A 26,425-nucleotide genomic window follows, 5' to 3' on the forward strand; every position below is an offset into this window, starting at 1 on the left:
TAAGAGAAAACAGTATGAGAATTAAGACATTGATGTTATTTGCCGTGATCAGCATTATTCTGCTGGTCGGGTGCAAGCATGACCGGATGAATGCCCCGGTTCAGTTGTCGCAGGAGTTGGAAAAGGGATTTGTAACGCCACCCAGTTCCATCCAGACAAGCGTCTATTGGTATTGGATCTCCGACAATATCTCAAAAGAGGGTGCCGTGAGAGATCTTCATGCCATGAAAAAAGCAGGAATCAACCGGGCTTTCATCGGCAACATCGGGATTGAGGATCTCCCGTACGGTAAAGTAAAGATGTTCAGTGATGAGTGGTGGGAGATCATGCATACCGCTTTAAAAACCGCTACCGAGCTGGATATCGAGATCGGCATCTTCAACTCGCCAGGCTGGAGCCAATCTGGAGGTCCGTGGATCGAGCCGGAACAGTCGATGCGCTATCTGGCCTCATCCGAAACAAAGGTGAAAGGTTCTCGGACCGTCACCCTGACCTTGCCGAAGCCAAACGAGGATTTTCAGGATGTAAAGGTGATCGCCATCCCCGACGTGACACGCGAAGAGTTGACGCTAACACACAAGAATGCGGTTATCGAAAGTGAGCCTCAGCTTCCTAACCTCGCAAGACTGACAGACAACGATCCAGAAACGGGAGTCAACCTGCCCGGTGGGAATAGTGTGACCATCAGCTTCAAGTCGAAAGAGCCGTTTACGGCCAGAAGCCTTACTCTCCAATCAACCCGCTCTCCGCTTATGGCTGAAGCTGTGCTGGAGGCCAGGGAGGGAGAGAAGTTCAACACCGTTTCAAAATTTGTCATCAACCGGTCGAACCCTGCATTGAACGTAGGTTTCGATCCGTATGCACCCGTAACCATCGCCATACCTGCCACCACCTCCAGCGAGTTCAGGCTGCAGCTCAATTACCATTCAAGCGGGAGTGGAGTGGCAGAGATCAGCTTGAGCGGCATCCCCCGTATGGAACGTTACAGCGAAAAGACATTGGCCAAGATGCACCCCACCCCGCTGCCCTACTGGCACGATTACCTCTGGCCGGATCAACCGGAAGTGGACGACAATAGCCTGATCATCCAGGAGTCCCGGATTATCGACCTTACGGACAAGATGTCGTCCGACGGGGTTCTCAACTGGGACGTTCCCGAAGGGGCGTGGACAATCTTAAGGATGGGTATGGCCCCCACCGGCGTCACTAACGGTCCGGCCTCTCCCGAGGCAACCGGCCTGGAAGTGGACAAGATGAGCAAAAAATGGACTGCCCTCCATTTCGACCGATTTATCGGCGAGATCCTCAGAAGGATACCTGAAGAGGAGAGGAAGACATTCAAGGTGGTTGTCCAAGACAGCTATGAAACTGGAGGACAGAACTTCACCGACGGAATGATCGAGGAGTTCAAGGAGCGCTACGGATACGACCCGTCGCCCTACCTGCCTGTCTTCAACGGATATGTGGTCAACAGCCGGATGGAATCCGACCGCTTCCTCTGGGACCTGAGAAGAATGATTGCAGACAAGGTGGCGTATGACTATGTCGGCGGACTGAGGGAGGTAAGTCATCAGCACGGTCTGACCACCTGGCTGGAAAATTACGGACACTGGGGATTCCCCAGCGAATTCCTGATGTACGGCGGTCAGTCGGATGAGATCGGTGGTGAATTCTGGAGCCAGGGCGATCTGGGTGATATCGAAAACCGGGCGGCCACATCGGCAGGACACATCTACGGGAAGACCAGGATCTCGGCCGAGTCGAACACCTCGGGCGGACCGGCCTATTCGAGACATCCTGCGATGATGAAGCAACGTACCGACCGGTTCTTTGCGGAAGGAATCAACAATACCCTCCTGCATGTCTATATCATGCAACCCTACGAGGATAAGAACCCTGGCGTGAATGCCTGGTTCGGGAATGAATTCGACCGGAAGAACACCTGGTTCACGCAGATCGATCTTTTCACCCAGTACCTGAAACGGGTCAACTTCATGCTGCAACAGGGCCTCAACGTGGCCGACGTGGCATATTTCATCGGCGAGGATGCTCCCAAGATGACCGGAGTAGCAGATCCGGCTCTTCCGTTAGGCTACCAGTTCGATTATATCAACGCCGAGGTGATCCTGCGCGACATGACCGTCAAGGATGGCATGTTGACACTGCCACACGGCACTCAATACCGGGTGCTTGTCCTCCCCAAACTGGAAACGATGCGTCCCGAACTGCTGGCAAAGATCAAGGATCTGGTTGCCGCAGGAGCCTGCATACTGGGTCCGGCACCCAAACGCTCTCCCAGCCTGCAGAACCAGCCGGAGGCCGATAACCAGGTAAAGCAGATGGCCAGCGAACTCTGGGGTGATATTGACGGTGAAACGGTCAAGGAAAGGAAATTTGGAAAGGGAGTCGTGATGAGCGGACTCACCATGGAGGAAGTTTTCGAAAAGATTGCCCTTCTGCCCGACTGCAAATTGCCGGAGGAGAACTCCATCCACTACGGTCACCGGACAATGGCCGGAATCGAGATCTATTTCCTCTCTAACCAGACCGATAAGGAGAGGATAATCCAGCCCCAATTCAGGGTAACCGGCAAACAGCCGGAAGTTTGGGATGCCACCAGCGGAACGATCAGATCGCTTCCGGCATTCGAAATCAGTGGAGAACAGACAACTGTTCCCCTGAAACTGGCACCTTATGAAAGCCTCTTCGTGGTCTTCAGGAACAAGGCGGGTAAAAGTGCCGGCAACGATATCGCCCTCAACTATCCTTCACCCGACACCGTGAAAGTACTGCAAGGACCCTGGATGGTCACTTTTGATCCTGCATTCAGGGGACCTGCTGCTCCGGTACTCTTCGAAACGCTGGTCGACTGGACAACCTCTTCCAACGACTCGATAAGATATTACTCCGGAACGGCACGTTATAACATTACGTTTACTTTGACGGAAGAGAATGGAGATAGATCAATCATGCTGGATCTGGGGAACCTGACCGCAATGGCCAAGGTGAAAGTGAACGGCAATTATGCCGGTGGAGTATGGACACATCCCTACAGACTCGATATCACCCAGTGGGTGAAACCGGGTCAGAATGACCTGGAGATCGAGGTTGTCAACAACTGGATGAACCGGTTGATCGGGGATCTCAACCTACCTGAAGACCAACGGGAAACATGGTGTTACGTCAATCCCTATAACGCCAAGAGCCCGTTGCAACCCTCAGGTCTTTTCGGACCTGTCACCATCCAGTCGCTTCAATATCAAGGCAACTAGATCTTAATTTTATCACACAAAAAAAGCCTATTATGAACAAGTTTACCCTATTGCTCGCCACCTCACTGCTGTTTCTCTCATGTGGTCTTTCACACAAGGCACAGAAAGAGGGAGCGGTGATTGAGAATGAGAGTTACTACAGGGATCTTTATAGCGACACCTGGGTGGCCACCGATGGCGTAGGACGAGAGATGCCCGATTACGAAGAGGTTGGTCCCGTGAAAAAGGACCAACGGCGTGTGGTAGGCATCTTCTATATCACCTGGCATACCCAGAATCTGGCCAACCAGCGGCAACCGTATGAAGCCGATGTTACAAAGATTCTGGCAAAAGATCCTACAGCCAGGTTCAAGGCAGATCACCCACTCTGGTATACCGGTTCCTACCATTGGGGAGAACCGGAGATGGGTTACTTCCTGAGCCAGGATGAGTATGTCATCCGGAAAGACATCTCCATGCTTGCAGATGCGGGAGTGGACGTGCTGATCATGGATGTGACCAATGCCGTCAGGTATTGGGATGAATGGGATGTCACCTTCCGCATCATGCAGGAGATGAAAAAGGAGGGCAACAAGGTGCCCCAGTTTGCCTTCTGGTCGTTTAACGGACCGGCCATCACCGTTGTCCAGGATCTTTACGACAAGATCTATAAGGAGGGGAAATACAAGGAGCTCTGGTTCTACTGGGATGGCAAGCCCCTTCTACTCTATAACGGAACTCCGTCATTCGATGCCAACGGCTCGGGGATCAAGCACCCCAACCCCCATTATGATCCGGCCGCTGCAACCGATCCCAATCACCCACACTATAAGGATCCCGATTACGCTGAAGAGTTCTATGCCGATTATACCAAGGAGGTAAAGGAGTTCTTCACCCTTCGGACCATGTGGTGGGGATATTACGAATGGGGAGGCAAACGGTTTGTCGGCACGGAAGACAACTGGAGTTTCGGCTATAGCATGGCCGACGAGCGGGTAAAAAATCTCCCGCCGGATCAGTTGCTCTCGCTGCATAACGGCAAGCGGGAACAGGCCGCTGTGACCACAGCCCAGCATCCCGTCACCATGACCGACGAGAACATGGGCGTGGGTAAATCGTGGTCGCGTCAGTACGGAGAACCTGAACTGGATGAGTATGACATGCCCAAATCAGCCTATGTTCCCTGGTTGGACAAGGTGGTAGAGAATCCCACCGCCTACGGCATCTACTTCCAGGAGAGATGGGACGAGGCGCTGGCTGCAAATCCGGAGTTTCTCTACATCAACGACTGGAATGAGTGGACGGCAGGCAAATACCAGCCGAATAACGGAGGAACAACCCCATGGCTTGGAAGAGACAATCCCTTTTTCTTTGTGGACCAGTACAATGCCGAATTCAACCGGGGCATCCAGCCGATGAAGGGAGGCTATACCGACAACTACTACATGCAGATGGCTCAAAACATCAGAAGATACAAAGGGGTGCGTCCCATTCCGGTGCAGCGTGGTTACAACACTATCCGCATCGATGGGGAGTTTAACGACTGGGAGAAGGTGAAAAACGAGTTCCGTGACACCAGGGGAGATATCTGGCACAGGGATGCCATCGGTTACGCAGGCATCAGATATGTAAACCAGTCGGGCCGAAACGACATCATTACCGGCAAAGTGGCAGTTGCAAAGGATAAGATCTCATTCTACGTGGAAACAGCTTCGCCACTTACTCCCCACACCGACAAGAACTGGATGTTGCTGCTGATAGATGCGGACAACAATCCCGATACGGGATGGCATGGCTACGATCTCCTTGTCAACGGCCGGGTCAAGAGCGAGACGCTGACTACACTCATGAAATTCCAGCAGGATGAATGGGTTGAAGTGGGAGACCTCGCATATCGCTACAACGGCAACAAGATGGAGATTGAAATTCCCGCCAGTCTGCTGCCGCTCGAGGGAGATCAATTGACCATCGACTTTAAATGGAGCGACAATCCCGAGAAGCTGGAAGATCCCATCTCATTTGCACTCAATGGAGATACTGCTCCCAACAGAAGATTCAACTACCGTTTAAAATGGAAAAGATAATCCGATCAATCAATATGAAAAAATCTATTTATCCCCTGTTATGGGGCATGTTCCTTGCACTGTTCTCCGCCTGCAACTCCAGGACGGGAGAGGAGGCGAAGGAGGGGTATACAGTGGCTGCCTTTTATTGGCCTGCCTACCACTACGAACCGAGGTCAGAATTCCTCTTCCCCGAGAAAACCGGAGAGTGGGAGATTATCAGAAATGCCGTACCCAAGGAGGAGGGACATCAACAACCCAAGGTTCCCCTTTGGGGCTACCTGGATGAAGCTGATCCGAAAGATATGGAGCTGAAGATCACTACTGCCCTCGAGTATGGTGTGAACACCTTTATTTTCGACTGGTACTGGTTCGAGAAGGCTCCCTTTCTGGAGAGGTGCATCAACGACGGATTCCTGAAAGCAAACAAGGGCAGGATGAATTTTTACCTGATGTGGGCCAATCACGATGCCACAACCTACTGGGATGTGAAGAATCCGAGGGTCGACTCCATCTACTGGGATGGTGAGGTGGACAGGGAGCAGTTCGATATCGTGGTCGACAGGGTTATATCGCAATACTTCAAGGATCCTGCCTACCTGAAAATCGACGGGGAACCGGTCTTCTGCATCTATGAGCTCAATACGCTCATCCAGGGACTTGGGGGAGCCGAGCCGACAAAGGACGCCCTCGATCATTTCAGAAAGAAAACGGTAGAGGCGGGATTTCCAGGACTTCACCTGCAGGGCATACTGTGGGACGCGTTGCCTTCGAGCATTGAAGGGGTTCCGGGCGATCCCATTAAAAGCCAGGATGATGTATTGAGTTACTTCGGTTTCAAGAGTCTCACCAACTACTGTTGGGCACATCTCCAGAATCCCGACGGCGATTATGAGGTTTGGGGCGATGCCTCTACCGATATGTGGAACCAGTTCAGGGAAAGGTTCTCGATGACCTATTTCCCCAACGTAACCATAAGCTGGGATGCCAATCCCCGTTTTCCGTTCAAGACAGGATACATCAACAACTCTACGCCGGAAAAATTCAAGAAATACCTTTCTAAAGCAAAAAGGTATATCGACGACAACCAGATTGAGCCAAGAATTGTCACCATCAACGCCTGGAACGAATGGTCGGAAGGAAGCTACCTTGAGCCCGACACCACCTGGAAATATGGATACCTGGAGGCTGTAAGGGATATTTTTGAACCCATAAACTAAAAAAAATGAAAACAATCCATTCCATTTTTATTATATTTGTCGCCATGCTTACCATGAGCGGCTCTTGCAAGGCAGGCAAGGAGGGGGAAAAGGCGATTTCCCCACCACAACCCCTGGCGGGCTGGGACGAACTGGGACGGGTATTGCCCCTCTACGACGAAGTGGGTGGGGTGAAAGAGAACCGGAATGTGGGCATCTTCTACTTTCTCTGGCAAGGAGATAATGCTTCAAAAACTTCGGAATACAAGTGGGATCTGAGCAAAATTATCCCGAACCACCCCGAAGTACTGGAAGATGGCGACCATGAAAACTGGGGATCCCGTGAGAGAGGACGCTATTACTTCTGGGGAGAGCCTATCTACGGATATTACCGGGGTGATGATTACTGGGTCCACCTCAAGAACATGCAACTGTTGACCGATGCCCAGGTAGACTTTCTGGTACTCGACGCGACCAACGCGTTGATCTACGAGAGACAGTCGCACGCACTGATGAAGGCGATTCGCACTCTCCAGGAGCAGGGAGCCAATCCTCCCAGACTGGTCTATTATACAAATACCGAATCGGGTAAAACGATGCAGAAGATCTACGACACCTTCTACCGGGAGGGTGCACCTGTCAGGTTTCCCGAAACCTGGTACTACCTGGAGGGAAAACCCCTGATCATTGGCAGGACAAAAGAGGCACAAGATAAGGAGTATTGGTCGTTCTTCACCTTCAGGGAGGCGCAATGGCCCAATGAGCCTAATCAGGATAACGGATGGCCCTGGATCGATTTTACCCGTCCCCAGCATGTTTTCAGCAACTTGAAAGGTGAAAGGGAGATCATCAATGTCTCCGTATGTCAACATCCCAATCCCGAGGCAGGGATGGGAGGATCAGCCTTCTACGGGAACATGGATAACTGGGGACGCAGTTACCGGAACGGTGAGATGGGGAATCCCGAAACCGATATTTTCTGGGGTTATAACTTCCAGGAGCAGTGGGATTATGCCCTTGAACAGGATCTTCCCTTCATCTTCATCACCGGTTGGAATGAATGGGTGGCCGGCAGATGGGGCAGTACCGACAACAATCCGGAGCACTCCTATTTCTGCGATCAGGCCAGTCCCGAGTATAGCCGCGATATCGAGCCTACCCTGACGGCAGGACTCAAGGATAACTACTACATGCAGATGATAGCCAATATCCGAAAATACAAAGGGATGAGTCAGATACCCCAAGCCGGCGGAGAGCGGAACATTACAAAATGGGCCGACTGGAACAAGGTAAAGCTGCTCTATACCGATTACCGGGGAGACACTCAAATGAGGGATCACCCGGGAGCTGAATCCAATCCGCCCAGACGCTATGTCAACAAGACCGGGCGGAACGACTTTGTAAACATGAAGGTGGCCCGAAGCAAAACCGAGATCTTCTTCCTGGCCGAAACGGCAGAACCGATCGTACGTGGAGATGATGAAACCTGGATGAGGCTCTATATCAACCAGGACAGCGACCACACTACCGGGTGGCACGGCTACGACCTGCGGGTAAACGGTGGCAAGGAGCTCCAGAAGTTTACCGGCGAGAAATGGGAAACCCTCGCTCCGGTGAATCTGAAGATCGAAGGAAACAGACTGATGTACACTATTCCGCTTGAAGTGATTGCCGGCAAGAACGGCACGATCAGTTTCGAGTTTAAATGGAGCGACAACATGCAACAGGAGGATCCCATGGATTGGTACATCAACGGGGATGTTGCGCCTGGAGGACGTTTGAACTTTATTTACAGGAATTAGAAAAACCATAATAGATTATCATGACAAATCGTCGCGAATTTCTAAAGAGAACGGCTGCCGCAAGTGCGGTGGCCTTCTCGCCCTCTTATATCATGGGGAAGAAGCCGGTCAAGCCGGTCACCAAAACCGCATCGTCCATTGAGAGTTATACGGTGAGCATGCGTTCGGCCATGCAGATACCGGTGATCACACCGCGGACAATCACCATACCCGATACCGCCGGATTCAAGGTGCTGAAAGGGGATTTTCACATGCATACCCTCTTTTCGGATGGGCAGGTGATGCCGGCCGACCGTGTCAATGAGGCGGTACAGAACGGGCTGGACGTTATTGCGATTACCGACCACATCGAAGTGCGTCCCTTCTTCAGCAACGTAGGCAGGTGGAGAATGACCGATGAAAAGGGAGGTAACTTTAACATCTCGTATGAAACAGCCAAACCGGAAGCGGAGAAAAAGAAGCTGCTGCTGATACCCGGAACGGAGATTACCAAGTTCCAGATGCCACCAGGGCACTTCAACGCGCTCTTCACACAGGATGCAACCCTTATCGCCAAAGCAGATACCTGGCAGAAGATGTTGGAGGTGGCAGCCGATCAGGGATGCTTTCTGATATGGAACCATCCCGGATGGCAGGCACCCCAAAACGGCGGGATAGAAAAAGGGGCCCCCCTGCGGTTTACCGATGCGCATGAGGATGTCCGCAAACGAGGCTGGATGCACGGGATCGAGATCTTCAACAGTACCGAGTGTTACCCCATTGTCTCCGACTGGTGCAATGAACGTGACCTGGCCATCTTTGCCAACAGCGATATCCATGCCAGTGAACTGAACCACTACGGCATCCAGAACCCTGCACGACCGATCACCCTGGTACTGGCCAAGGAGAGGAGCGTAGAGAGTGTAAGGGAGGCCCTGTTCGCAAAAAGGACAATTGCCTGGGCGGCCAATATGATTTGGGGGCGCGACCCCTGGTTACCGAAACTCTTCAAGGCCTCGGTAATGATGAAAACGATCACTCCCGGCACCATCGAGCTGACCAACATCAGTTCACTGCCTATTACGGTCTCAATCGGAGGAGGTGCTGTTCAGCTCAACCAGAACATCGCGCAAATGGTCTATCGTGCCGAAGGCGTAAAGAAACTGACTGTCCTGAACTGGATGATCGGGACAAACCGGCAGTTGGAGATTCCACTCAAATAGAGCCATCATGGAGATCGTCACAAGAAAATTGATACTTCTGGCACTCCTGTTTGCCTCACTGGCCTGTTCAACCACCCGACTAGTTTCCCTGAGGGTCGAGTATGAGGAGAGACCGTTGGGGATCGATGTGGGAAAACCCCGCTTCAGCTGGCAGATGGTCTCCTCAAGAGATGGGGAGTCGCAAAGCGCCTATCAGATCATTGTCACCGACGAGAAGGGAGATGAGGTGTGGAACAGCGGCAAGGTATCTTCTACCCTGTCGCTCAACATCCCCTACGGGGGTAGACCGCTGCAGCCCAGAACAGGCTACAACTGGGAGGTTAAGGTGTGGACCCGTCATGAGAAGGCAGTAACGGCATCTTCATGGTTCGAAACCGGACTCATGGATACCTCCATCAGGGCATGGAACGAGGCAAAATGGATCGGAGGAGGAGAAAAGGAGCTGGTTCTTTATCCCGACTATCTCCCCCTCTTCAACATCAGCTATACCCTCCGGATCGACCAGGCAAGCCTTTCGACAAAAGCCGGTTTCATATTCGGTGCAAACGACCCGCGGTTGCTGAACAGAAACAGGAATATCTATAACCTGCAGCTCGACAGGGATGAATCGTACGTGGAGGTGGAACTCGATATCTCGGGTCTGGAGAAGGGGGAGACAGCCCTCCTGAACATCTACCGGGTTGGTTATGCCCCGGGTGACCGGAAGGAGGTGCCGTTGCACCGGCTGCCTGTCTCCCGATCGCTGATCGGTCCCGATAACCGGTACGAGCCGCATACCATCACGCTCAAGACCATGTACGGTTCAACCGAATGCTATATCGACGGGCAAGAGGAGAACAACAGGTTGGGTAGTGCAATCATCAATCCCATCGGTAACGGCTGGGATTTCATCACTTTTCCCCAGCTTTGCGAGATCGGGCTATCGGTCGGGCCTAACCAGCAGGCAACATTCACGCAGATTGAGGTGGCAAACTACCGTGTTCCCAACCGTACCCTCTTTGCCACAACACCTGAGTACCGGGAACAGTGGGCTCCATTTTTGGAAAACAACCGGATAACCTTCCGCGACGGAATGTTTGAAGTTAAAGGAGGCGATTCGGGTTGCTTCGTCACTGCCAATATCCGGAGAAAGTCGATGCCCATGTTGCGGACTACCTTCCAGGCCCGCAAGTCGCCAATTGCCAAGGCGCGCCTCTACATCACCTCGCGCGGGATCTATCAGGCCTATATCAATGGAATACAGATCGGCGACGACCATTTCAATCCAGGGCTGACACAGTACAACAAGCATCAGATGTACCAGACCTACGACGTAACGGAACATCTCCGTCCCGGAGCCAACGCCATGGGGGTAATCCTGGGAGAGGGTTGGTGGAGCGGTGCCGTAACCTATATGGGCTACCTCTGGAATCTGTTCGGCGACAGGCAGTCGCTGCTCTCCATGCTGGTCATCACCTATACCGACGGCACGGAGGAGAGTGTGGTCTCGGATCCCCGCTCCTGGTCCTTTTATGATGAGGGACCGGTCGTCTACAGCAGCTTTTTCCAGGGAGAGGTGTATGACGCCCGTAAAGAGCCGTTGATTGAGGGATGGAGCGAAAGCCGATACGATGACTCTGCCTGGAAGAAGGCGGTCGAGATCACCCCGGAGGGAGAGATCACCCATGATGAGGTGATCGAACAGCAGCAGATGCCGGCAGTGAATGATTTCTCCGACTTGAAGCTGATCGGTCAGATGGGTCCAACCGTCAAGAAGGTAGCTGAACTTACCGCGATCGGGATGGAGGAGGTGAGACCCGGTCTCTTTGTATATGACATGGGACAGAATATGGCAGGGATACCCCATATCGAACTGAAGGGGCTTCCGGCCGGGAAAGAGATCCGTCTGCGCTTCGCGGAGGTGAGATATCCCAACCTGCCGGAGTTCCAGGAAAACGTGGGGATGGTCATGCTGGAGAACATCAGGGGAGCCATGGCACAGGAGATCTATATCACCCGGGGGGGAGACCACGAGGTAATTCATCCCCGCTTCACATTACACGGCTATCGCTATGTCGAGATCACCGGAACCGAACATCCGCTACCGCTTGAAGCCGTAAAGGGATGGGTACTCAGTTCGATCCATGAACCGACTTCTAACTACAGGAGTTCCAACCCAAAAATCAACCGGTTGTGGGAGAACATTGTGTGGTCGAGCAGGGGAAACTTCATCTCCATCCCCACCGATTGTCCTCAACGTAACGAACGCATGGGATGGAGCGGAGATATCTCGGTCTTCTCCCGTACAGCCACCTACATGGGTTACCTGCCACAATTTCTGCGCCGTCATATGGTGGCCATGCGCGACACACAACGGAAAGATGGGCGGTTTGCCGACGTAGCGCCGATAGGCGGCGGGTTCGGCGGAATCCTCTGGGGCAGCGCAGGCATTACCGTAGCCTGGGAGAGCTACCTGCAGTACAACGACCGGGAGTTGCTCGAAGAACATTATGGGGCAATGGATGCATATATCGACTATCTGATGCGACATATCGATCCGGAGACAGGCATCATGACCGAAGGGACCCTGGGAGACTGGTTAGGCCCGGAACAGGAGAAAAACGATAACTCCCTATTATGGGAAGCCTATTTTATTTATGACCTGCAACTGATGGAACGGATTGCTACCGTTCTGGGAAAACAGCAAGATGCAGCCCGGTTCCGGGAACTTCTCACAGCCAGGAAAGCCTTTTTCAACCGGACCTATATCGATCGGGAAAGTGGGAAAACGATACATTCCGGTTTCAGGGAGCCCCACCGGAAGGGGGAGACGATCGGGACACAGACCTCATATCTGCTTCCGCTCGCTTTTGACATCTGTAACGATACAGTAAGGGAGCGTATGGTAGACCAGCTGCTGGCCCGTATCGAGCATCCGGGGAAGGAGGAGTTTCCCCCCTACTCCCTGATGACCGGCTTTATCGGTACGGCGTGGCTCAATCGGGTCCTGTCGGACCTGGGACACTCCGAAACAGCCTACCGGATTTTTCAGCAGACCAGTTATCCTTCATGGCTCTATTCAGTTGACCAGGGAGCAACAACCATTTGGGAACGGCTCAACTCCTATACCCGGGAACACGGTTTTAGCGGAAACAACTCCATGAACTCATTCAACCACTACTCTTTCGGAGCAATCGGATCATGGATGCTCAATCACTCGGCAGGTATTGAACGGGACGAGAACGAACCGGGCTTCAAACATTTCATTCTTCAGCCCGAGCCCGACCCCACTGGCGAAATGACCTGGGCAAAGGGGAGTTACGACTCGCCCTATGGAAGAATCGAGAGCGAATGGCGCCTTACCGGTGACAGATGCAACTATCGCTTTAAGGTACCGGCAAATACAACCGCCACGTTATACCTCCCTGCCCCGGAACGCGCCGCGGTTCGGGTCGGGAACAAGGGCCTGACCTCCTCCCCTCTTCTTGAAGTAACAGGGGAAAAGGGGGGAAAGGTGATTATGGAACTTCAGCCTGGAGAGCACAGGTTCACTGTCCGTTATCGGGCCGGGACTATTCTCAACCCCTCAATTTCCAAATAAGAGAATCAACCTATTCGATTAAATATGACCAGTATATCAAAACATATATTCCTCCTCTCCCTCCTGTTCATCTTTTCTCTCCAGGGCTTCTCCAGTTTTGTCGCCGTTGAGGGCAAAGGCCGGGGAAGCAGACCCGACAGGCCGGTGAAACAGGCCACATTACCGCTCTTTCCTCCAGTAAAGGAGCAGATGGAGGAGGTTCATCGCAACGACTCCCTCTTCGGACTGCTGGTGAGCAAGGTGACCAATCCCACCCTCTCCCTCTTTATCCCCCAGGAGGGGGTCAAGCTGAAAAGTGCCGTGATCATCTGCCCCGGTGGTGGTTATCACACCCTGCTCATGGAAAGGGAAGGGAGCCAGGTGGCAGAGAGGTTTGCCCGGGAGGGCGTTGCCGCCTTTCTTCTCAAGTACCGGCTTCCGGGTGAAGAGACCGGAGTAACCGACCCCTTGGCACCCTTGAAAGATGCACAGCGTGCCATCCGGATGGTTCGGGAAAATGCCGACGCCTGGGGAATCGACCCGTCGAAGGTGGGGATCATGGGATTTTCTGCCGGCGGTCATCTGGCAGCCACGCTGGGAGTACATTACAACACTGGGATGGAGAGACCCGACTTTCTTATCCTAGTCAATCCCGTCATCAGCTTTGACAGTGAGACCGGCCATTCCGGATTGCGCAGCATCCTGCTGGGAGAAAACGAGTCGGAAGAACTGGTGCAGTTCTTCTCCAATCAACTCCACGTCAGCAGTAAAACACCAAGAAGCATCCTTTTTCATACAGACGATGATCAGGTAGTTTCGGTCATGAACAGTTTTCTCTTTTACCGGCAACTGCACCACCATGGTATCCCTGCCGAGTTGCACATCTACTCCAGAGGTGATCATGGATTTATCCAGTTCCCGGAATTTGAAGAGTGGTTTCCACGTCTTATCCGATGGATGTCGATGGAGAAATTAATAAATAGATAACATATAACTAGCTATGATGTACAGACAAGTAATGAAGAAATTATCAATCAAAGGCCACCGCCGGGTTGTCGGCTCCTTTTATCTCTGCCTGCTCACCCTGTTACTGGGAGGTTGTGCTGTAAACAACACAAAAAAACAGGAACCGGAGCAATTGATGCAGAAGGCAGTTCCTGTATGGGCCGAGGGGCGTGAGAAGGAGATGAACCTTACCCTGGGATTTCGCGGGGTCATTGAGACCACCCCGCAATCGCAAACTGTCCTGCAGATTGCTGCCTCCACCGTTTACCGGGTCTTCCTCAACGGTGAATTTGTGGGATCGGGACCTGCCCGCGCCGGTCACGGCTATTACCGGGTAGACCGGTATGACCTTTCCGACCGGGTAAGGAGCGGCGAGAATATCGTGGCAATTGAAGTGGCCGGATACAACATCAACACCTTCTACACCATCGACCAGCCCTCCTTTTTGCAGGCCGAGGCAACGGTGAACGGCAAGGTGGTGCTGCATACCGGCGACAACGACCAATTCGAGGCGACCGAGATCAGGGAGCGACTCCAGAAAGTGGAGCGTTATAGCTATCAACGGCCGTTTACCGAGTATTACCGGCTGGAAGAGGGATACGACCGGTGGAGATCGGATAAGGGTCAAGCCCTGAAAAAGGTCAAACTGACACAACAGCCAAAGGTTAATCTTCTGCCACGTGGTGTAGATCACCCCACCTATACCATGCTGAGACCGGTAAAGCAATACTCCAAGGGAACCTTTACCAAGCAAATTCCCAAGAGTTACCGCAGAGACCGGTCGCTGGTCAATATCAGTGAAAAGCTCAAGGGGTATACCGTAGCAACATTGGAGGTAACTCCCTCACAACGGATCCAGGAGTTGCAAACGGTAACCCGGGAGCGGCTGAATACTCCCTATACCGGCTCCTCTCCGATTGTCGTTGGAGAGAGTGAATTTTCAATTCTCGATTTCGGCATCAACCAGACCGGATTCATCGGTGCTGTAGTCCGCTGCAGCGAACCTACCGAGCTGTGGTTTCATTTCGATGAGATGTTGACCGACGACGATGTGATCAGCAAGAGACGGATGTCGGATGTCAACAACCAGGTGGTATATGAACTCCAACCTGGGGAATATCACATCGAGTCGTTCGAACCCTACACCTTAAAATTCCTGAAGATCATGGTAACCAAGGGTGCCTGTCAGGTAGCGGATATCTACCTGAGGGAGTTTGCTTCGCCTGAAAACCCGAATGCCACCTTCACAAGCAGCAATGAAAAGCTAAACCGGATCTACGATGCGGCCAAACAGACCTACCGTCAGAACGCCCTCGACATCTTTATGGACTGCCCCTCGAGGGAACGTGCCGGCTGGCTATGCGACAGCTACTTCACGGCAATCATGGAGAAGGAGTTCACCGGAGCATCCAAAGTGGCCTACAACTTTTATCAGAACTACGCACTGCCCGAGAAGTTCGAATTCCTTCCGGAAGGTATGCTTCCGATGTGTTATCCCGCCGATCACTACAATGGGGATTTTATCCCCAACTGGACGCTCTGGTTCATCATCCAGATCGACGATTATGCTCAAAGGGGTGGCGACCCGAAACTGGTGGCCGACCTGCAGGAGAGGATCTCCGATCTGCTGAAATATTTCGAGAGGTTCGAGAATGAAGATGGATTACTGGAGAAGCTAGAGAGCTGGATATTTGTGGAGTGGTCAAAAGCAAACAGCCTGGTACAGGATGTGAACTATCCCACCAACATGCTCTACAGCTCCGCGCTCGAGAGTGCCGCCCGTCTATACGGCCGCGAAGAGTGGAAGAGAAAGTCTGAACATCTCCGCGATCAGATACTGAAGCAGTCCTTTAACGGCGAGTTCTTTATTGACAATGCCGTCAGGGAGAACGGCAAGTTGAAGGTGACCGACCAGATCACCGAAGTGTGTCAATATTACGCCTTCTTCTTCAATGTAGCCACTCCGGAGAGCCACCCCGCCCTGTGGAAAAAGCTGACGGAAGAGTTCGGACCCAACCGGGATACCGAGACCACCTATCCCCACGTTGCCATTGCCAATGCATTTATCGGCAATTACCTCCGGGTGGATATCCTTTCACGGTATGGGCTTCAGGAACAACTGATCTCGGAGATTGAGGAGTATTTCTTCTATATGGCCGAACGGACCGGCACCCTCTGGGAGAATGTCCACAGCCAGGCCAGCTGCAATCACGGTTTTGCCTCCTATATCGCCCATGTGCTGTATCGCGACGTACTCGGCATCAGCAATATCGACTATCTCGACAACAAGGTCACGATCAGGTTTACCGATCTCGATCTGGACCACTGCAGCGGCTCCATTCCCGTGGGAAGTGAAGTGATCAGGCTTGAATGGAGAAAAGCGGGAGAGCAGATCCTCTATCGCCTGCAGGTTCCCTCCGGTTACGAAGTGACGGTTGAAAACCGGAGCAAATACCGGCTGATCGATCTGGAGAGCAAGGAGTATAAACAGACAAGGCTCTATCCGACGGAGCTGACCACCGAGTATCTGACCAATCCAACAGGCCTGGATGTCCGGGATCCGCGTTTCAGCTGGAAGCTAACCACTACAGACCGGCAGGCATTTGGACAGCTGCAAACGGCCTACCGTATTCTGGTGAGCACGTCGAAAGAGGATCTCGACAAAGAGAGGGGCAATGTATGGGATACCGGCTGGATCTCATCAGACAAGATGCAACTTGTCAGCTATCAGGGGAAACCGTTGCAGTCAGATCAGACCTACTTCTGGAAAGTGGCGGTCAAGGATGAAAAGGGAATTCCCTCAACATTCAGTGAAACGGCCTCATTTACTACCGGGCTGTTCAGCGAGACGGAGTGGAGGGCAAAGTGGATCGGCACCCGGGAGATCTACGATCCTGCAGCCGGTCCCAACAAGATCTATGATCCCTGGTTCAGGAAGTCGGTCAACCTGACCGGGAAACCTGCCAAGGCCACCCTCTTTGTGGCATCGGTAGGTTATCACGAAGTCTACGTGAACGGCCTGAAAATCGGCGACCATGTACTGGCACCCGCAGTAACCGACCATACACAACGTGCACGCTACATTGCCTACGATATTGCACCGGCATTGGAAGAGGGGACAAATGTAATTGCAATCTGGCTAGGTACTTCCTGGTCGATCTTCGCACCCTATGCAACCCCCGACAAACCCAGGACACCTATTGTGACGGCCCAGGGCGACATCTTCGGCAAGAGAGGTGAAAAACTGGCCAGCATCATCACCGACGAGTCGTGGAAAACACATCCTAGTCCCAACAAGCTGATCGGCAACTGGGGATTCGGCGTTGGCGGATATGGCGGAGAGATATGGGATGCCAACAAGGAGATCGAGGAGTGGAACCTGGCAAGCTACAACGACCAGTCATGGAGCAATGCAACGGTCTATAACCCAGCATTGAAGATCTCTGCCCAACGTGTGGAACCTAACAGACTCTCTGCCGAGATTAAACCTGTCGCAATAGAGAGCCGCCCCGACGGTACATACCGGATCGATATGGGAGTCAATTTTGCTGGATGGACCGAAATTGCCGTGGAAGGGAAGCCGGGCGACACGATCAGCTTCCAGTTCTCAGAGCGGCAACAGGATGATATGACCTTCGGCTTGCATAACCTCTACGTGGTTGGACCTTCAGGCAAGGGGACCTTCAGGAACAGGTTCAATTACAGTTCCGGAAGATGGATTACGGTAAAGGGACTCACATCGGCTCCTGCAATGGAGGATATCAAAGGGTGGATGGTACGGACCGACTATGCTGACGCCACCTCCTTCACATGCTCCGACCCGTTGCAAAACTGGATCTACAATACCGTCAACTGGACATTCGAGAATCTCTCCCTTGGCGGGTACATCGTGGACTGTCCGCAGCGTGAACGGTTCGGGTATGGCGGTGATGCCCATGCCACCTCCGAAACCGGAATGCTCAACTATAGCCTGGGCGCCTTCTACAACAAATGGCTTGAAGATTGGCGGGATGTGCAGGGAACCGAACCGATGGTTGGAAACATGAACGACCCCAGCTGGGCGAGGAGACAGGAGGGGAGTGGCAGGAAGCTCGGCGGAGGGATTCTCCCCCAGACAGCTCCCACCTACCATGGCGGTGGTGGACCGGCCTGGGGTGGAATTGTGGTCACCCTACCCTGGTTCATGTACCAGTATCAGGGCGACCTGCGTGTCCTGGAGGAGAATTTCGAGATGATAAAAGGATGGCTCGCCTTTCTGGATATTCATGTCGAAAACAACCTGTTGAAACGCTATGGCGGACAGTGGGACTTTCTGGGCGACTGGCTCTGGCCAGGGGCAACGGCGCAGGGGATGAACAACTATTCCGACGAAAACCTCTTCTTCAACAACTGTTACTGGATTTACAACCTGAAAACGGCGGCGAAGGTGGCCGAAACCATTGGGAGGAGGGCTGAAGCCGGAAAATGGAAACGTCAAGCCGAAATATCTTCCCAGGCTCTTCACGACAAATATTACCATGCCGATGACCATAACTATTCCGATCGGACCATGCGGAGTCTTTCGGCTGCGCTCTATGGAGATATCATGCCCCAAGAGATTCGTCCACTGGTGATGCAACGGCTGGAAAGAGAGATTCTGCTCAACCGGAACGGCCATATCGATGTGGGAATCACCGCAGGAGCGATGCTTTTCAAGGTGTTGCGCGAAGAGGGTCGTGACGACCTTATCTATGCCATGACCTCACAGACCACTTACCCCAGCTGGGGATTCATGCGCGAGAACGGCGCCACCACCATCTGGGAGATGTGGGAAAAGGATCTTCCCGGACACTCCCTGCTTCACAGCTCCTACCTCTATCCCGGGGCATGGTACATCGATGGCGTTGGCGGCATCAGGAGAAGGGACGATTCACCCGGATTCAGGAAGGTTGATATCCGTGTTCCGAAATTACCGGAAGAAAAGCTATCTTGGGCAAAGACACGTTTCAACTCCCCGGCCGGCACGATCGAGTCGTACTGGAAAAGAGAAAACGGAAAAACCATGCTTGTAGTAACTGTTCCGCCCAACTGCTCGGCTACGGTCTATTTCCCCGATGAAACAGGCAGGAGCATACGTGAAAACTCCGGTTTGGCAAAAGTGGCCGGCAAGAAGAATGGATACCGGCTGTTTGAAATATCTTCAGGAAACTATATCTTTGAGAATTAATAAATAATAAACTGTACTAATTTTATGAGACACACCATTTTATTCACTGCAATCCTACTATCCGTTCTCTTGGTCGGATGTAGCGGAGGGAAGTTAAAGGTAACCTCCCTCAAAGTAGAGATGCAGGAAAATCCGGTAGGACTGAACACCCTTGCACCACGGTTTTCCTGGCAAATAAGCTCAACAACACCCGATCTGGTTCAGCAATCTTACCAGATTCAGGTTGCCCTGACGGAAGAGGAGCTGAAAAAGGGTATCAATCTGTTGTGGGATTCGGGAGTTGTCGATAGCGACCTATCTGTACTTATCCCCTACCGGGGAGAATCCCTCGTGTCGAGAGGCAAATATTACTGGCGCGTAAAAGTAAACAGCAACCAGGGCAGTAGCGACTGGAGCAAAATCGCTCATTGGTCGATGGCACTGCTGGACGATTCGGACTGGCAGGCCAAATGGATCGGTGAGGATTCACTCTCCAATCCCGGCGAGACAGCTGCGAAAAACACAAGATTGGCCGCACGCTACCTGAGGAAACCGTTCGAGGCGAACAAGGGTAACATTCAAAGTGCCGTCATCTATGTTTCGGGACTTGGATCCTATGAAGCCTACCTTAACGGAAAACGGGTTTCGGAAGATGTACTGGCTCCTACCGTCTCCTGGTATCCCAACCGTGTCTACTACAACACTTTCGACGTAACTCCCCTTGTGAAGAAGGGTGCGAATCTGCTGGCCGTCAAGCTGGGTAACGGCAGATTTTTCGGGATGCGTGAATCTCCCACCCAGGTGTTTGGATTGCCCCGCCTGCTGGCTCAACTCGAGATTGAATATGCCGACGGTTCCAAAGAGGTGATCGTCAGTGATGAAACCTGGAAAGTGACCTCAAAAGGTCCTATCGTTGCCAACAACGAGTTTGATGGAGAGGAGTACGACGCCCGCCTCGAACTTGCCGGATGGGAATCTGCAGGCTACGATGACTCCTCCTGGCTCCAGGCAGATATCATGGATGCGCCCGGAGGCAAGCTCACAGCCCAAACCAACCCCAATCTCAGGGTAATGGAAGAGATCAAGCCGGTAAGCATCACCCCTCTTTCTGACGGCAAGTTTATTCTCGACATGGGACAGAACATGGTGGGATGGCTGAAGGTCAACAACCTGAACGGGAAAAAGGATCAGCCAATAACGTTCCGTTTTGCCGAGATACTGAATCCCGACAGCACCATCTATCTGGCAAATATCCGCTCTGCGAAGGTGACCGATATCTATACTCCTGCCCGTGACGGAGCGTTCAGCTGGGAACCCTCTTTTGTATACCACGGCTTCCGTTTTGTTGAGATCTCGGGATTGGATGAAGAGCCCGCATTGAGCAACTTCACCGGGAAGGTGGTCTACGACAGGATGGAGACTACCGGATGGTTCGAAACCTCAAATCAGGTTATCAACCAGACCTTCAAGAATGCCTACTGGGGAATCAGGGGCAACTATCGTGGAATGCCCACCGACTGTCCGCAACGCGATGAACGGCAAGGCTGGCTAGGTGACAGGGCAACCGGATGTTTCGGTGAAGCATTCATTTTCGACAATGCTCACCTCTACAGCAAATGGACACAGGATATTGAGGATTCTCAAAGCCCAGAGGGAAGCATCTCGGTGGTTTCACCCCGCTACTGGACCATCTATCATGACGACGTAACCTGGCCGGCAGCCTATTTCTACGCCGCAAAGATGCTCTACCACCAGTATGGCGATAGTGAACCGATCCGGAAACATTACGCTTCGATGAAGCGCTATCTGGAGCGCGTTCAGGAGGTATCCATGCAGGATTTCATTCTTACCAAGGATGCTTATGGCGACTGGTGTATGCCGCCCGAAAGGCAGGAGCTGATTCACTCGCAGGATCCTGCACGCAAGACTGCCGGTGCGGTGCTGAGCACCACCATGTACTACAGTTTGCTCAATCTGATGGTGGAATTTGCACAATTAACAGGAAACGAGCAGGATATCCCCGGATTCCAGGAACTTGCAGGCAAGATAAGGGAGGCATACAATGCACGGTTCTTCAATGCGGACTCGGCAAAATATGACAACAACACGGTAACGGCCAATATCTTGTCGCTCCAGCTGGGTCTGGTTCCCGAAGGGAAGGAGCAACAGGTATTCGACAATATCGTACAGAAAACCGAAGTTGACTTCGACGGACATGTAAGCACGGGAGTGCTGGGTATCCAGCAGTTGATGCGTGGGCTGACACAGCACGGAAACGTTGATTTGGCTTACAAGATCGCCACAAACGAAACTTACCCGAGCTGGGGTTACATGATCAAGAAAGGAGCCACCACCATCTGGGAACTCTGGAACGGTGATACTGCAGACCCTGCGATGAACTCGGCCAACCATGTCATGTTGCTGGGCGACCTGATCATCTGGTATTACGAAGATCTGGCCGGAATCAAAAACTATCCTGGCAGCGTAGCCTACAAGAAATTGTGGATGGAGCCCAAGTTCCCCGAAGGCTTGAGTCATGTAAAAGCTTCGTACAAGTCGGCATACGGTGAAATACGAAGCGAATGGAGCAGAGAGAACGGCAAGTTCAGCTGGAATATCACCATCCCGGGCAACTCCTCGGCCGTGGTTAAATTGCCAAAAGAGCTGCAGATCGCGACACCCGATCAACCCGGCGTAAGAAACGTAACGGAGACCGAATCGGGGATCGAGATAGTACTGGGATCCGGCAGCTATACATTAGTCTCCAAATAATGACAGAGCCATTCTACAAACCGTTACGGATAAATTAACCGAAGAGGAAGATCGACTTTTAAAGGGGGGTTAGGCTTTTATATAAAATTTTGTTACATTTGTAATTCGAATGTCGAATTACAAGCAAACATGAAAAGGTTCCCCGAGGCGATCAGAATTACGGTCACTCTATTCGTAACGGTTTGTTCGATCTCACTTTTCGCACAGGAAGGTGAATTCAAATCGGTCAATCAAGCCACGCTTCTGGGGGTAGGCAAGGCTTTTCTGACCGACACCTATCTATCACCGCTGGAATATGCAGGGTTAACCACTTCCCTGTTGCACGACCGCATCGGTCCCACCCGACACTTCAACAACAAGTTGCTGCTGCAGCAGCAGTTCCAGATTGATCTGGCATTTACCCGCAATCCCTCGGCATCCGCATCGGAATATGCCGGCGACGTTTCATACAACATCAATGCATTTTATCCCTTCTTCCGAAACGGCCGGTTCAGCTTTTTCGGCGGATTTGGAGGAGATGCCTCACTGGGCGGCATCTATAACGTACGCAACTCCAATAATCCGGGTTCACTCAAAACTTCCGTGAACCTCGATCTCTCCGCAATGGCAATCTACTCCTTGCGGAAGGTCACTCTCCGCTGGCAGCTGACCACCCCGTTCACGGGCGTCTTCTTTTCACCTGCCTACGGGCAATCCTATTACGAGATCTTCTCCCTGGGCAACGACAAGGGGACGGTACGGTTTGCGTGGTTCCAGAACCAGCAGGCGCTACGCAACTATTTCACCCTCGATATTCCCTTCAACAACATTACCCTCCGCGCCGGATACCTGGGTGATTACTACAGGACCGATGTCAGTGAGATTGTCACAACCATCGTTTCACACCAGTTTGTGGTAGGCATGGCCGTAGAGTCACTCAATTTTGGCGGAAAAAGGGCAAGAGACAACAGAGATATCAAAAGCAGTTTTTATTAGGTTATTACTCCAAGTTCAACGCAAATTGAAAATGAAATATAATTTCGACGAAATCATCGACCGTTCAGCTTCCCACTGTGTGAAAATTGACAGACTGAAAGCGGTTTTCGGACGCGATGATCTCATTCCCCTCTGGGTAGCCGACATGGATTTCCTCTCGCCTCCAGCCATCGCCGAAGCGCTGATCGAGAGAACCCGGCATGGCATCTTCGGATATACGGTTCCCGACAACGGTTACTACAACTCTATCATCGACTGGCTCAGGCAGCGGCACAGTTATGAGGTACGCCGTGAAGAGATAACTTTCGTTCCGGGGGTGGTGAAAGGGATTGCTTTTGCCATCGACGCATTTACACGGAAGAACGATAAAATCATCATCCAGCCACCTGTCTACCATCCGTTCCGGATAGTTCCCGAGTCGCTTGGCCGTGAGGTAATCAACAATCCGCTCCTGTTCGATAACGGAAGATACTCCATCGATTTTGATGGATTGAGAAGAATCGTTGCAGAAAATGAGTGCAAGATACTGCTCCTCTGCAGCCCCCACAATCCTGCAGGAAGAGTGTGGCATGAAGATGAGCTGAAACAACTGGCCGAGATCTGTTACGACAACAATATCCTGGTTATTTCCGACGAGATCCACTCCGATCTCACCCTACCGGGATACAGACACCGTCCGTTTGCTACCGTCTCGGAGAAGGCCAGAAAGAACAGCATCACCTTGATGGCGCCAAGCAAAACCTTCAACATTGCCGGGATTGTCAGCTCTTTCGCCGTAACACACAATCCGGAAATCAGGAAGCAGTATCTGGGCTATCTGTCTCCCCGCGAACTCGATCAGCCCACCATCCATGCCTTGGTTGCCACCGAGGCGGCCTATCGTGAGGGCAGAGAATGGCTCGATGAAGCCATAGCCTACATTCAGAAGAATATCACCTTTGTGGAGAGTTTCCTGAAGGAGCATATTCCGCAAATCAAGGTGATCAGGCCGGAGGCCACCTTCCTGCTCTGGCTCGATTGCAGGGAATTACATCTCACACAGAAGGAGCTGGTATACCTCTTTGTTCACAAGGCGGGGCTGGCCCTCAACAACGGCACAATCTTCGGGAAGGAGGGAGAGGGCTTTATGCGGTTGAACGTAGGCACTACCCTTTCGACCCTTGAAAAAGCCCTCGATAAATTGAGAAAAGCGATAAACGGCTAAAACTATTTTTACCGCAGGTTGTTAAAAGACTACATACTTAATTTAAAAAACAGACTAGATGAAAATTACTGACAGCAAGTACGTAACCCTGACATACGATCTCAACGTAGGCGAAGGCGACGAGCGTGAACTCATGGAACAGGCCACCCCCGAAAGGCCACTCGAATTTATCTTCGGGACAAATTCAATGCTGAAGGCATTCGAGGACAATATTTACGGACTTTCGGAAGGTGACAGTTTCAAGTTTTCCCTGACTCCAGATGAAGCGTACGGTGATTATGACGAAACAAGGATCATCGATCTTCCGAAAAGCATCTTCGAGGTGGATGGCAAGATAGATCACCAGATGCTTTTTGAAGGCAACACTTTGCCCATGATGGACTCCGACGGCAACCGGCTGACGGGATCGGTTGTCTCCATCACCGAAGATACGGTTACCATGGATTTCAACCATCCGCTGGCGGGAGAGACCATGCATTTTGAAGGGGTTATACAGGGAGTCAGGGATGCTTCCCCCGAAGAGATCGCAGCCTTGTTCTCCGGCGGAGGATGTGGATGCGGAAACGACAGTTGCGGATGCGGCGATGAAGGCGATTCATGTGGTTGTGGAAGCGGAGACGGAGGCTGTGGAGGCGGTTGCAGCTGCTAACCCTTTTCCGGCTGATATATAAAAAATCACAGGTATGGATCATGCCTGCGATTTTTTTTTCACGTTAATTGATCGTATTTTTGCATAAAAGAACTCAAAGATGAACAGTTTCGGAAATATCTTCAGACTCACATCATTCGGAGAATCACATGGCGAGGCCGTGGGGGGTGTTATCGACGGTTTCCCTCCGGGCATCGAACTGGATATGGAATTCATCCAAAGCGAACTCGACCGGCGTCGCCCGGGTCAGTCGCGCATCACCACGCCCAGGGTTGAACCGGACAAGGTGGTTTTCCTTTCCGGCATCTTCGAGGGCAAGACAACCGGCACACCTATCGGATTCATGGTAAAGAACGAGAACCACCATTCGGCCGACTACAATAACCTGAAAGATGTTTTCCGACCATCACACGCCGATTTTACCTATTTCCAGAAATATGGCATCCGTGATCACCGGGGCGGCGGCCGATCTTCGGCACGCGAAACCATTGCCCGGGTAGTAGCAGGGGCTCTCGCCAAATTATACCTGAAACAGATTGGAGTATCGGTGACCGCCTATACATCGCAAGTGGGTGAAATTAAACTGGAAAACAACTACACGAAATATGACCTGAATACGATCGAAGATACGCCCGTCCGCTGTCCCGATGCCCAGAAGGCAAACGAGATGATCAGTCTAATCAAGGAGGTCCAGTTCAACGGGGACACGATCGGGGGGGTGGTTACCTGTGTCATTCAGGGAGTACCGGCCGGGCTCGGCGAACCGGTTTTCGGGAAACTGCATGCTGCCTTGGGTGCAGCCATGCTCAGCATCAATGCCGTGAAAGGGTTCGAATATGGACACGGCTTCGACGTGAGCCGCCGGGGATCTGAACTGAACGATCCGTTCTTCAATGACAATGGTAAGGTCTCTACTCGGAGTAACTATTCAGGGGGCATCCAGGCAGGTATCTCCAACGGGCAGGACATCTACTTCCGGGTCGCCTTCAAGCCTGTCTCCACCATCCTGAAGGAGCAGCAGACCGTGGATATCCACGGAAACGAGACCACCATCAAGGCGCGCGGACGACACGATGCATGCGTCCTGCCACGTGCCGTTCCCATTGTTGAAGCAATGGCAGCCATGGTTATCCTCGACTATTACCTCCTGGCAAGAATGTAGCCACCCAACGTACTTTCGAAAACAACGCCGGTCAGTTGGACGGGAATGCAAAATCAGCAACCTTCCATTTGGCTTAACAAAGATTTTTTGCATCTTTGCAGATAATTTCACAAAGCACGACACAGATAATCAGGTTATACCAACCGATATGTGGCGAGGAAACTATCTTTTGGGGAGGTTGGAACATTAGATACCCTACCGTTAATGATGAATACAGATTTGATTTGGAAGAAATTTATCGATGAAAAGGACGATCTCTCTTTCTCCATTGTATACGATACCTATGTAGAGGTATTGTATGCCTATGGAATCCACCTGGGTTTCCGTGACGAACTGTGTAAAGATGCCATTCAGGACGTTTTCTACAACATATTTATTAACGTGAGTTCGGGATAAC

General features: G+C 52.0%; 14 protein-coding genes. All 14 read left to right on the plus strand.

The window, feature by feature from the left end; genetic code table 11:
* Positions 1-14: 14 nt before the first annotated feature.
* The 14 genes from ING2E5A_RS10900 (at position 15) to ING2E5A_RS10965 (ending at position 26,424) form a co-directional block, all read left to right on the plus strand.
* Positions 15-3,272 (plus strand): glycosyl hydrolase, encoded by a 3,258-nt coding sequence (locus tag ING2E5A_RS10900; protein WP_071137414.1) that lies wholly within the window; start codon positions 15-17, stop codon positions 3,270-3,272.
* 32 nt (positions 3,273-3,304) lie between these two features.
* Positions 3,305-5,335: a hypothetical protein gene (locus ING2E5A_RS10905; protein WP_071137415.1), complete on the plus strand. Its 2,031-nt coding sequence runs from the start codon at positions 3,305-3,307 to the stop codon at positions 5,333-5,335.
* A 14-nt stretch (positions 5,336-5,349) separates the two neighbouring features.
* Positions 5,350-6,534, plus strand: a complete 1,185-nt coding sequence (locus tag ING2E5A_RS10910) for a glycosyltransferase WbsX family protein (RefSeq protein WP_083373430.1) — start codon at positions 5,350-5,352, stop codon at positions 6,532-6,534.
* Positions 6,535-6,539: 5 nt separating this feature from the next.
* Complete coding sequence (locus ING2E5A_RS10915) at positions 6,540-8,315, plus strand: hypothetical protein (RefSeq protein WP_071137416.1); 1,776 nt, start codon at positions 6,540-6,542, stop codon at positions 8,313-8,315.
* A 20-nt stretch (positions 8,316-8,335) separates the two neighbouring features.
* Positions 8,336-9,517, plus strand: a complete 1,182-nt coding sequence (locus tag ING2E5A_RS10920; RefSeq protein ID WP_071137417.1) for a PHP domain-containing protein — start codon at positions 8,336-8,338, stop codon at positions 9,515-9,517.
* Positions 9,518-9,524: 7 nt separating this feature from the next.
* Positions 9,525-13,097, plus strand: coding sequence for a family 78 glycoside hydrolase catalytic domain (locus tag ING2E5A_RS10925; RefSeq protein ID WP_071137418.1), 3,573 nt, complete (start codon positions 9,525-9,527; stop codon positions 13,095-13,097).
* Positions 13,098-13,121: 24 nt separating this feature from the next.
* On the plus strand, positions 13,122-14,063 hold the full coding sequence (locus ING2E5A_RS10930) for an alpha/beta hydrolase (protein WP_071137419.1): 942 nt from the start codon (positions 13,122-13,124) through the stop codon (positions 14,061-14,063).
* A 31-nt stretch (positions 14,064-14,094) separates the two neighbouring features.
* Positions 14,095-19,287, plus strand: a complete 5,193-nt coding sequence (locus ING2E5A_RS15745; protein ID WP_231960379.1) for a family 78 glycoside hydrolase catalytic domain — start codon at positions 14,095-14,097, stop codon at positions 19,285-19,287.
* Positions 19,288-19,311: 24 nt separating this feature from the next.
* Positions 19,312-22,038, plus strand: a complete 2,727-nt coding sequence (locus tag ING2E5A_RS10940) for an alpha-L-rhamnosidase (RefSeq protein WP_071137420.1) — start codon at positions 19,312-19,314, stop codon at positions 22,036-22,038.
* A gap of 129 nt (positions 22,039-22,167) precedes the next feature.
* Positions 22,168-23,013 (plus strand): DUF3316 domain-containing protein, encoded by an 846-nt coding sequence (locus tag ING2E5A_RS10945; protein WP_083373320.1) that lies wholly within the window; start codon positions 22,168-22,170, stop codon positions 23,011-23,013.
* A 31-nt stretch (positions 23,014-23,044) separates the two neighbouring features.
* Positions 23,045-24,217 (plus strand): MalY/PatB family protein, encoded by a 1,173-nt coding sequence (locus tag ING2E5A_RS10950; protein WP_071137421.1) that lies wholly within the window; start codon positions 23,045-23,047, stop codon positions 24,215-24,217.
* A gap of 58 nt (positions 24,218-24,275) precedes the next feature.
* Positions 24,276-24,866, plus strand: coding sequence for an FKBP-type peptidyl-prolyl cis-trans isomerase (locus tag ING2E5A_RS10955; RefSeq protein WP_071137422.1), 591 nt, complete (start codon positions 24,276-24,278; stop codon positions 24,864-24,866).
* A 100-nt stretch (positions 24,867-24,966) separates the two neighbouring features.
* Entirely contained in the window at positions 24,967-26,028 is a 1,062-nt protein-coding gene (aroC, locus tag ING2E5A_RS10960; RefSeq protein WP_071137423.1) for a chorismate synthase, read from the plus strand.
* Positions 26,029-26,232: 204 nt separating this feature from the next.
* On the plus strand, positions 26,233-26,424 hold the full coding sequence (locus ING2E5A_RS10965; RefSeq protein WP_071137424.1) for an RNA polymerase sigma factor: 192 nt from the start codon (positions 26,233-26,235) through the stop codon (positions 26,422-26,424).
* The last annotated feature ends 1 nt before the right edge of the window (position 26,425 follow it).

Source organism: Petrimonas mucosa (assembly GCF_900095795.1).
Lineage (GTDB): Bacteria > Bacteroidota > Bacteroidia > Bacteroidales > Dysgonomonadaceae > Petrimonas > Petrimonas mucosa.

Bases quoted from the DNA above. Each gene is read 5' to 3' on its own strand.
- ING2E5A_RS10955 (WP_071137422.1), top strand. From the start codon at position 24,276: ATGAAAATTACTGACAGCAAGTACGTAACCCTGACATACGATCTCAAC.
- ING2E5A_RS15745 (WP_231960379.1), top strand. From the start codon at position 14,095: ATGAAGAAATTATCAATCAAAGGCCACCGCCGGGTTGTCGGCTCCTTT.
- ING2E5A_RS10965 (WP_071137424.1), top strand. From the start codon at position 26,233: ATGATGAATACAGATTTGATTTGGAAGAAATTTATCGATGAAAAGGAC.
- ING2E5A_RS10905 (WP_071137415.1), top strand. From the start codon at position 3,305: ATGAACAAGTTTACCCTATTGCTCGCCACCTCACTGCTGTTTCTCTCA.
- ING2E5A_RS10900 (WP_071137414.1), top strand. From the start codon at position 15: ATGAGAATTAAGACATTGATGTTATTTGCCGTGATCAGCATTATTCTG.
- ING2E5A_RS10920 (WP_071137417.1), top strand. From the start codon at position 8,336: ATGACAAATCGTCGCGAATTTCTAAAGAGAACGGCTGCCGCAAGTGCG.
- ING2E5A_RS10930 (WP_071137419.1), top strand. From the start codon at position 13,122: ATGACCAGTATATCAAAACATATATTCCTCCTCTCCCTCCTGTTCATC.
- ING2E5A_RS10945 (WP_083373320.1), top strand. From the start codon at position 22,168: ATGAAAAGGTTCCCCGAGGCGATCAGAATTACGGTCACTCTATTCGTA.
- aroC (WP_071137423.1), top strand. From the start codon at position 24,967: ATGAACAGTTTCGGAAATATCTTCAGACTCACATCATTCGGAGAATCA.
- ING2E5A_RS10940 (WP_071137420.1), top strand. From the start codon at position 19,312: ATGAGACACACCATTTTATTCACTGCAATCCTACTATCCGTTCTCTTG.
- ING2E5A_RS10950 (WP_071137421.1), top strand. From the start codon at position 23,045: ATGAAATATAATTTCGACGAAATCATCGACCGTTCAGCTTCCCACTGT.
- ING2E5A_RS10925 (WP_071137418.1), top strand. From the start codon at position 9,525: ATGGAGATCGTCACAAGAAAATTGATACTTCTGGCACTCCTGTTTGCC.
- ING2E5A_RS10915 (WP_071137416.1), top strand. From the start codon at position 6,540: ATGAAAACAATCCATTCCATTTTTATTATATTTGTCGCCATGCTTACC.
- ING2E5A_RS10910 (WP_083373430.1), top strand. From the start codon at position 5,350: ATGAAAAAATCTATTTATCCCCTGTTATGGGGCATGTTCCTTGCACTG.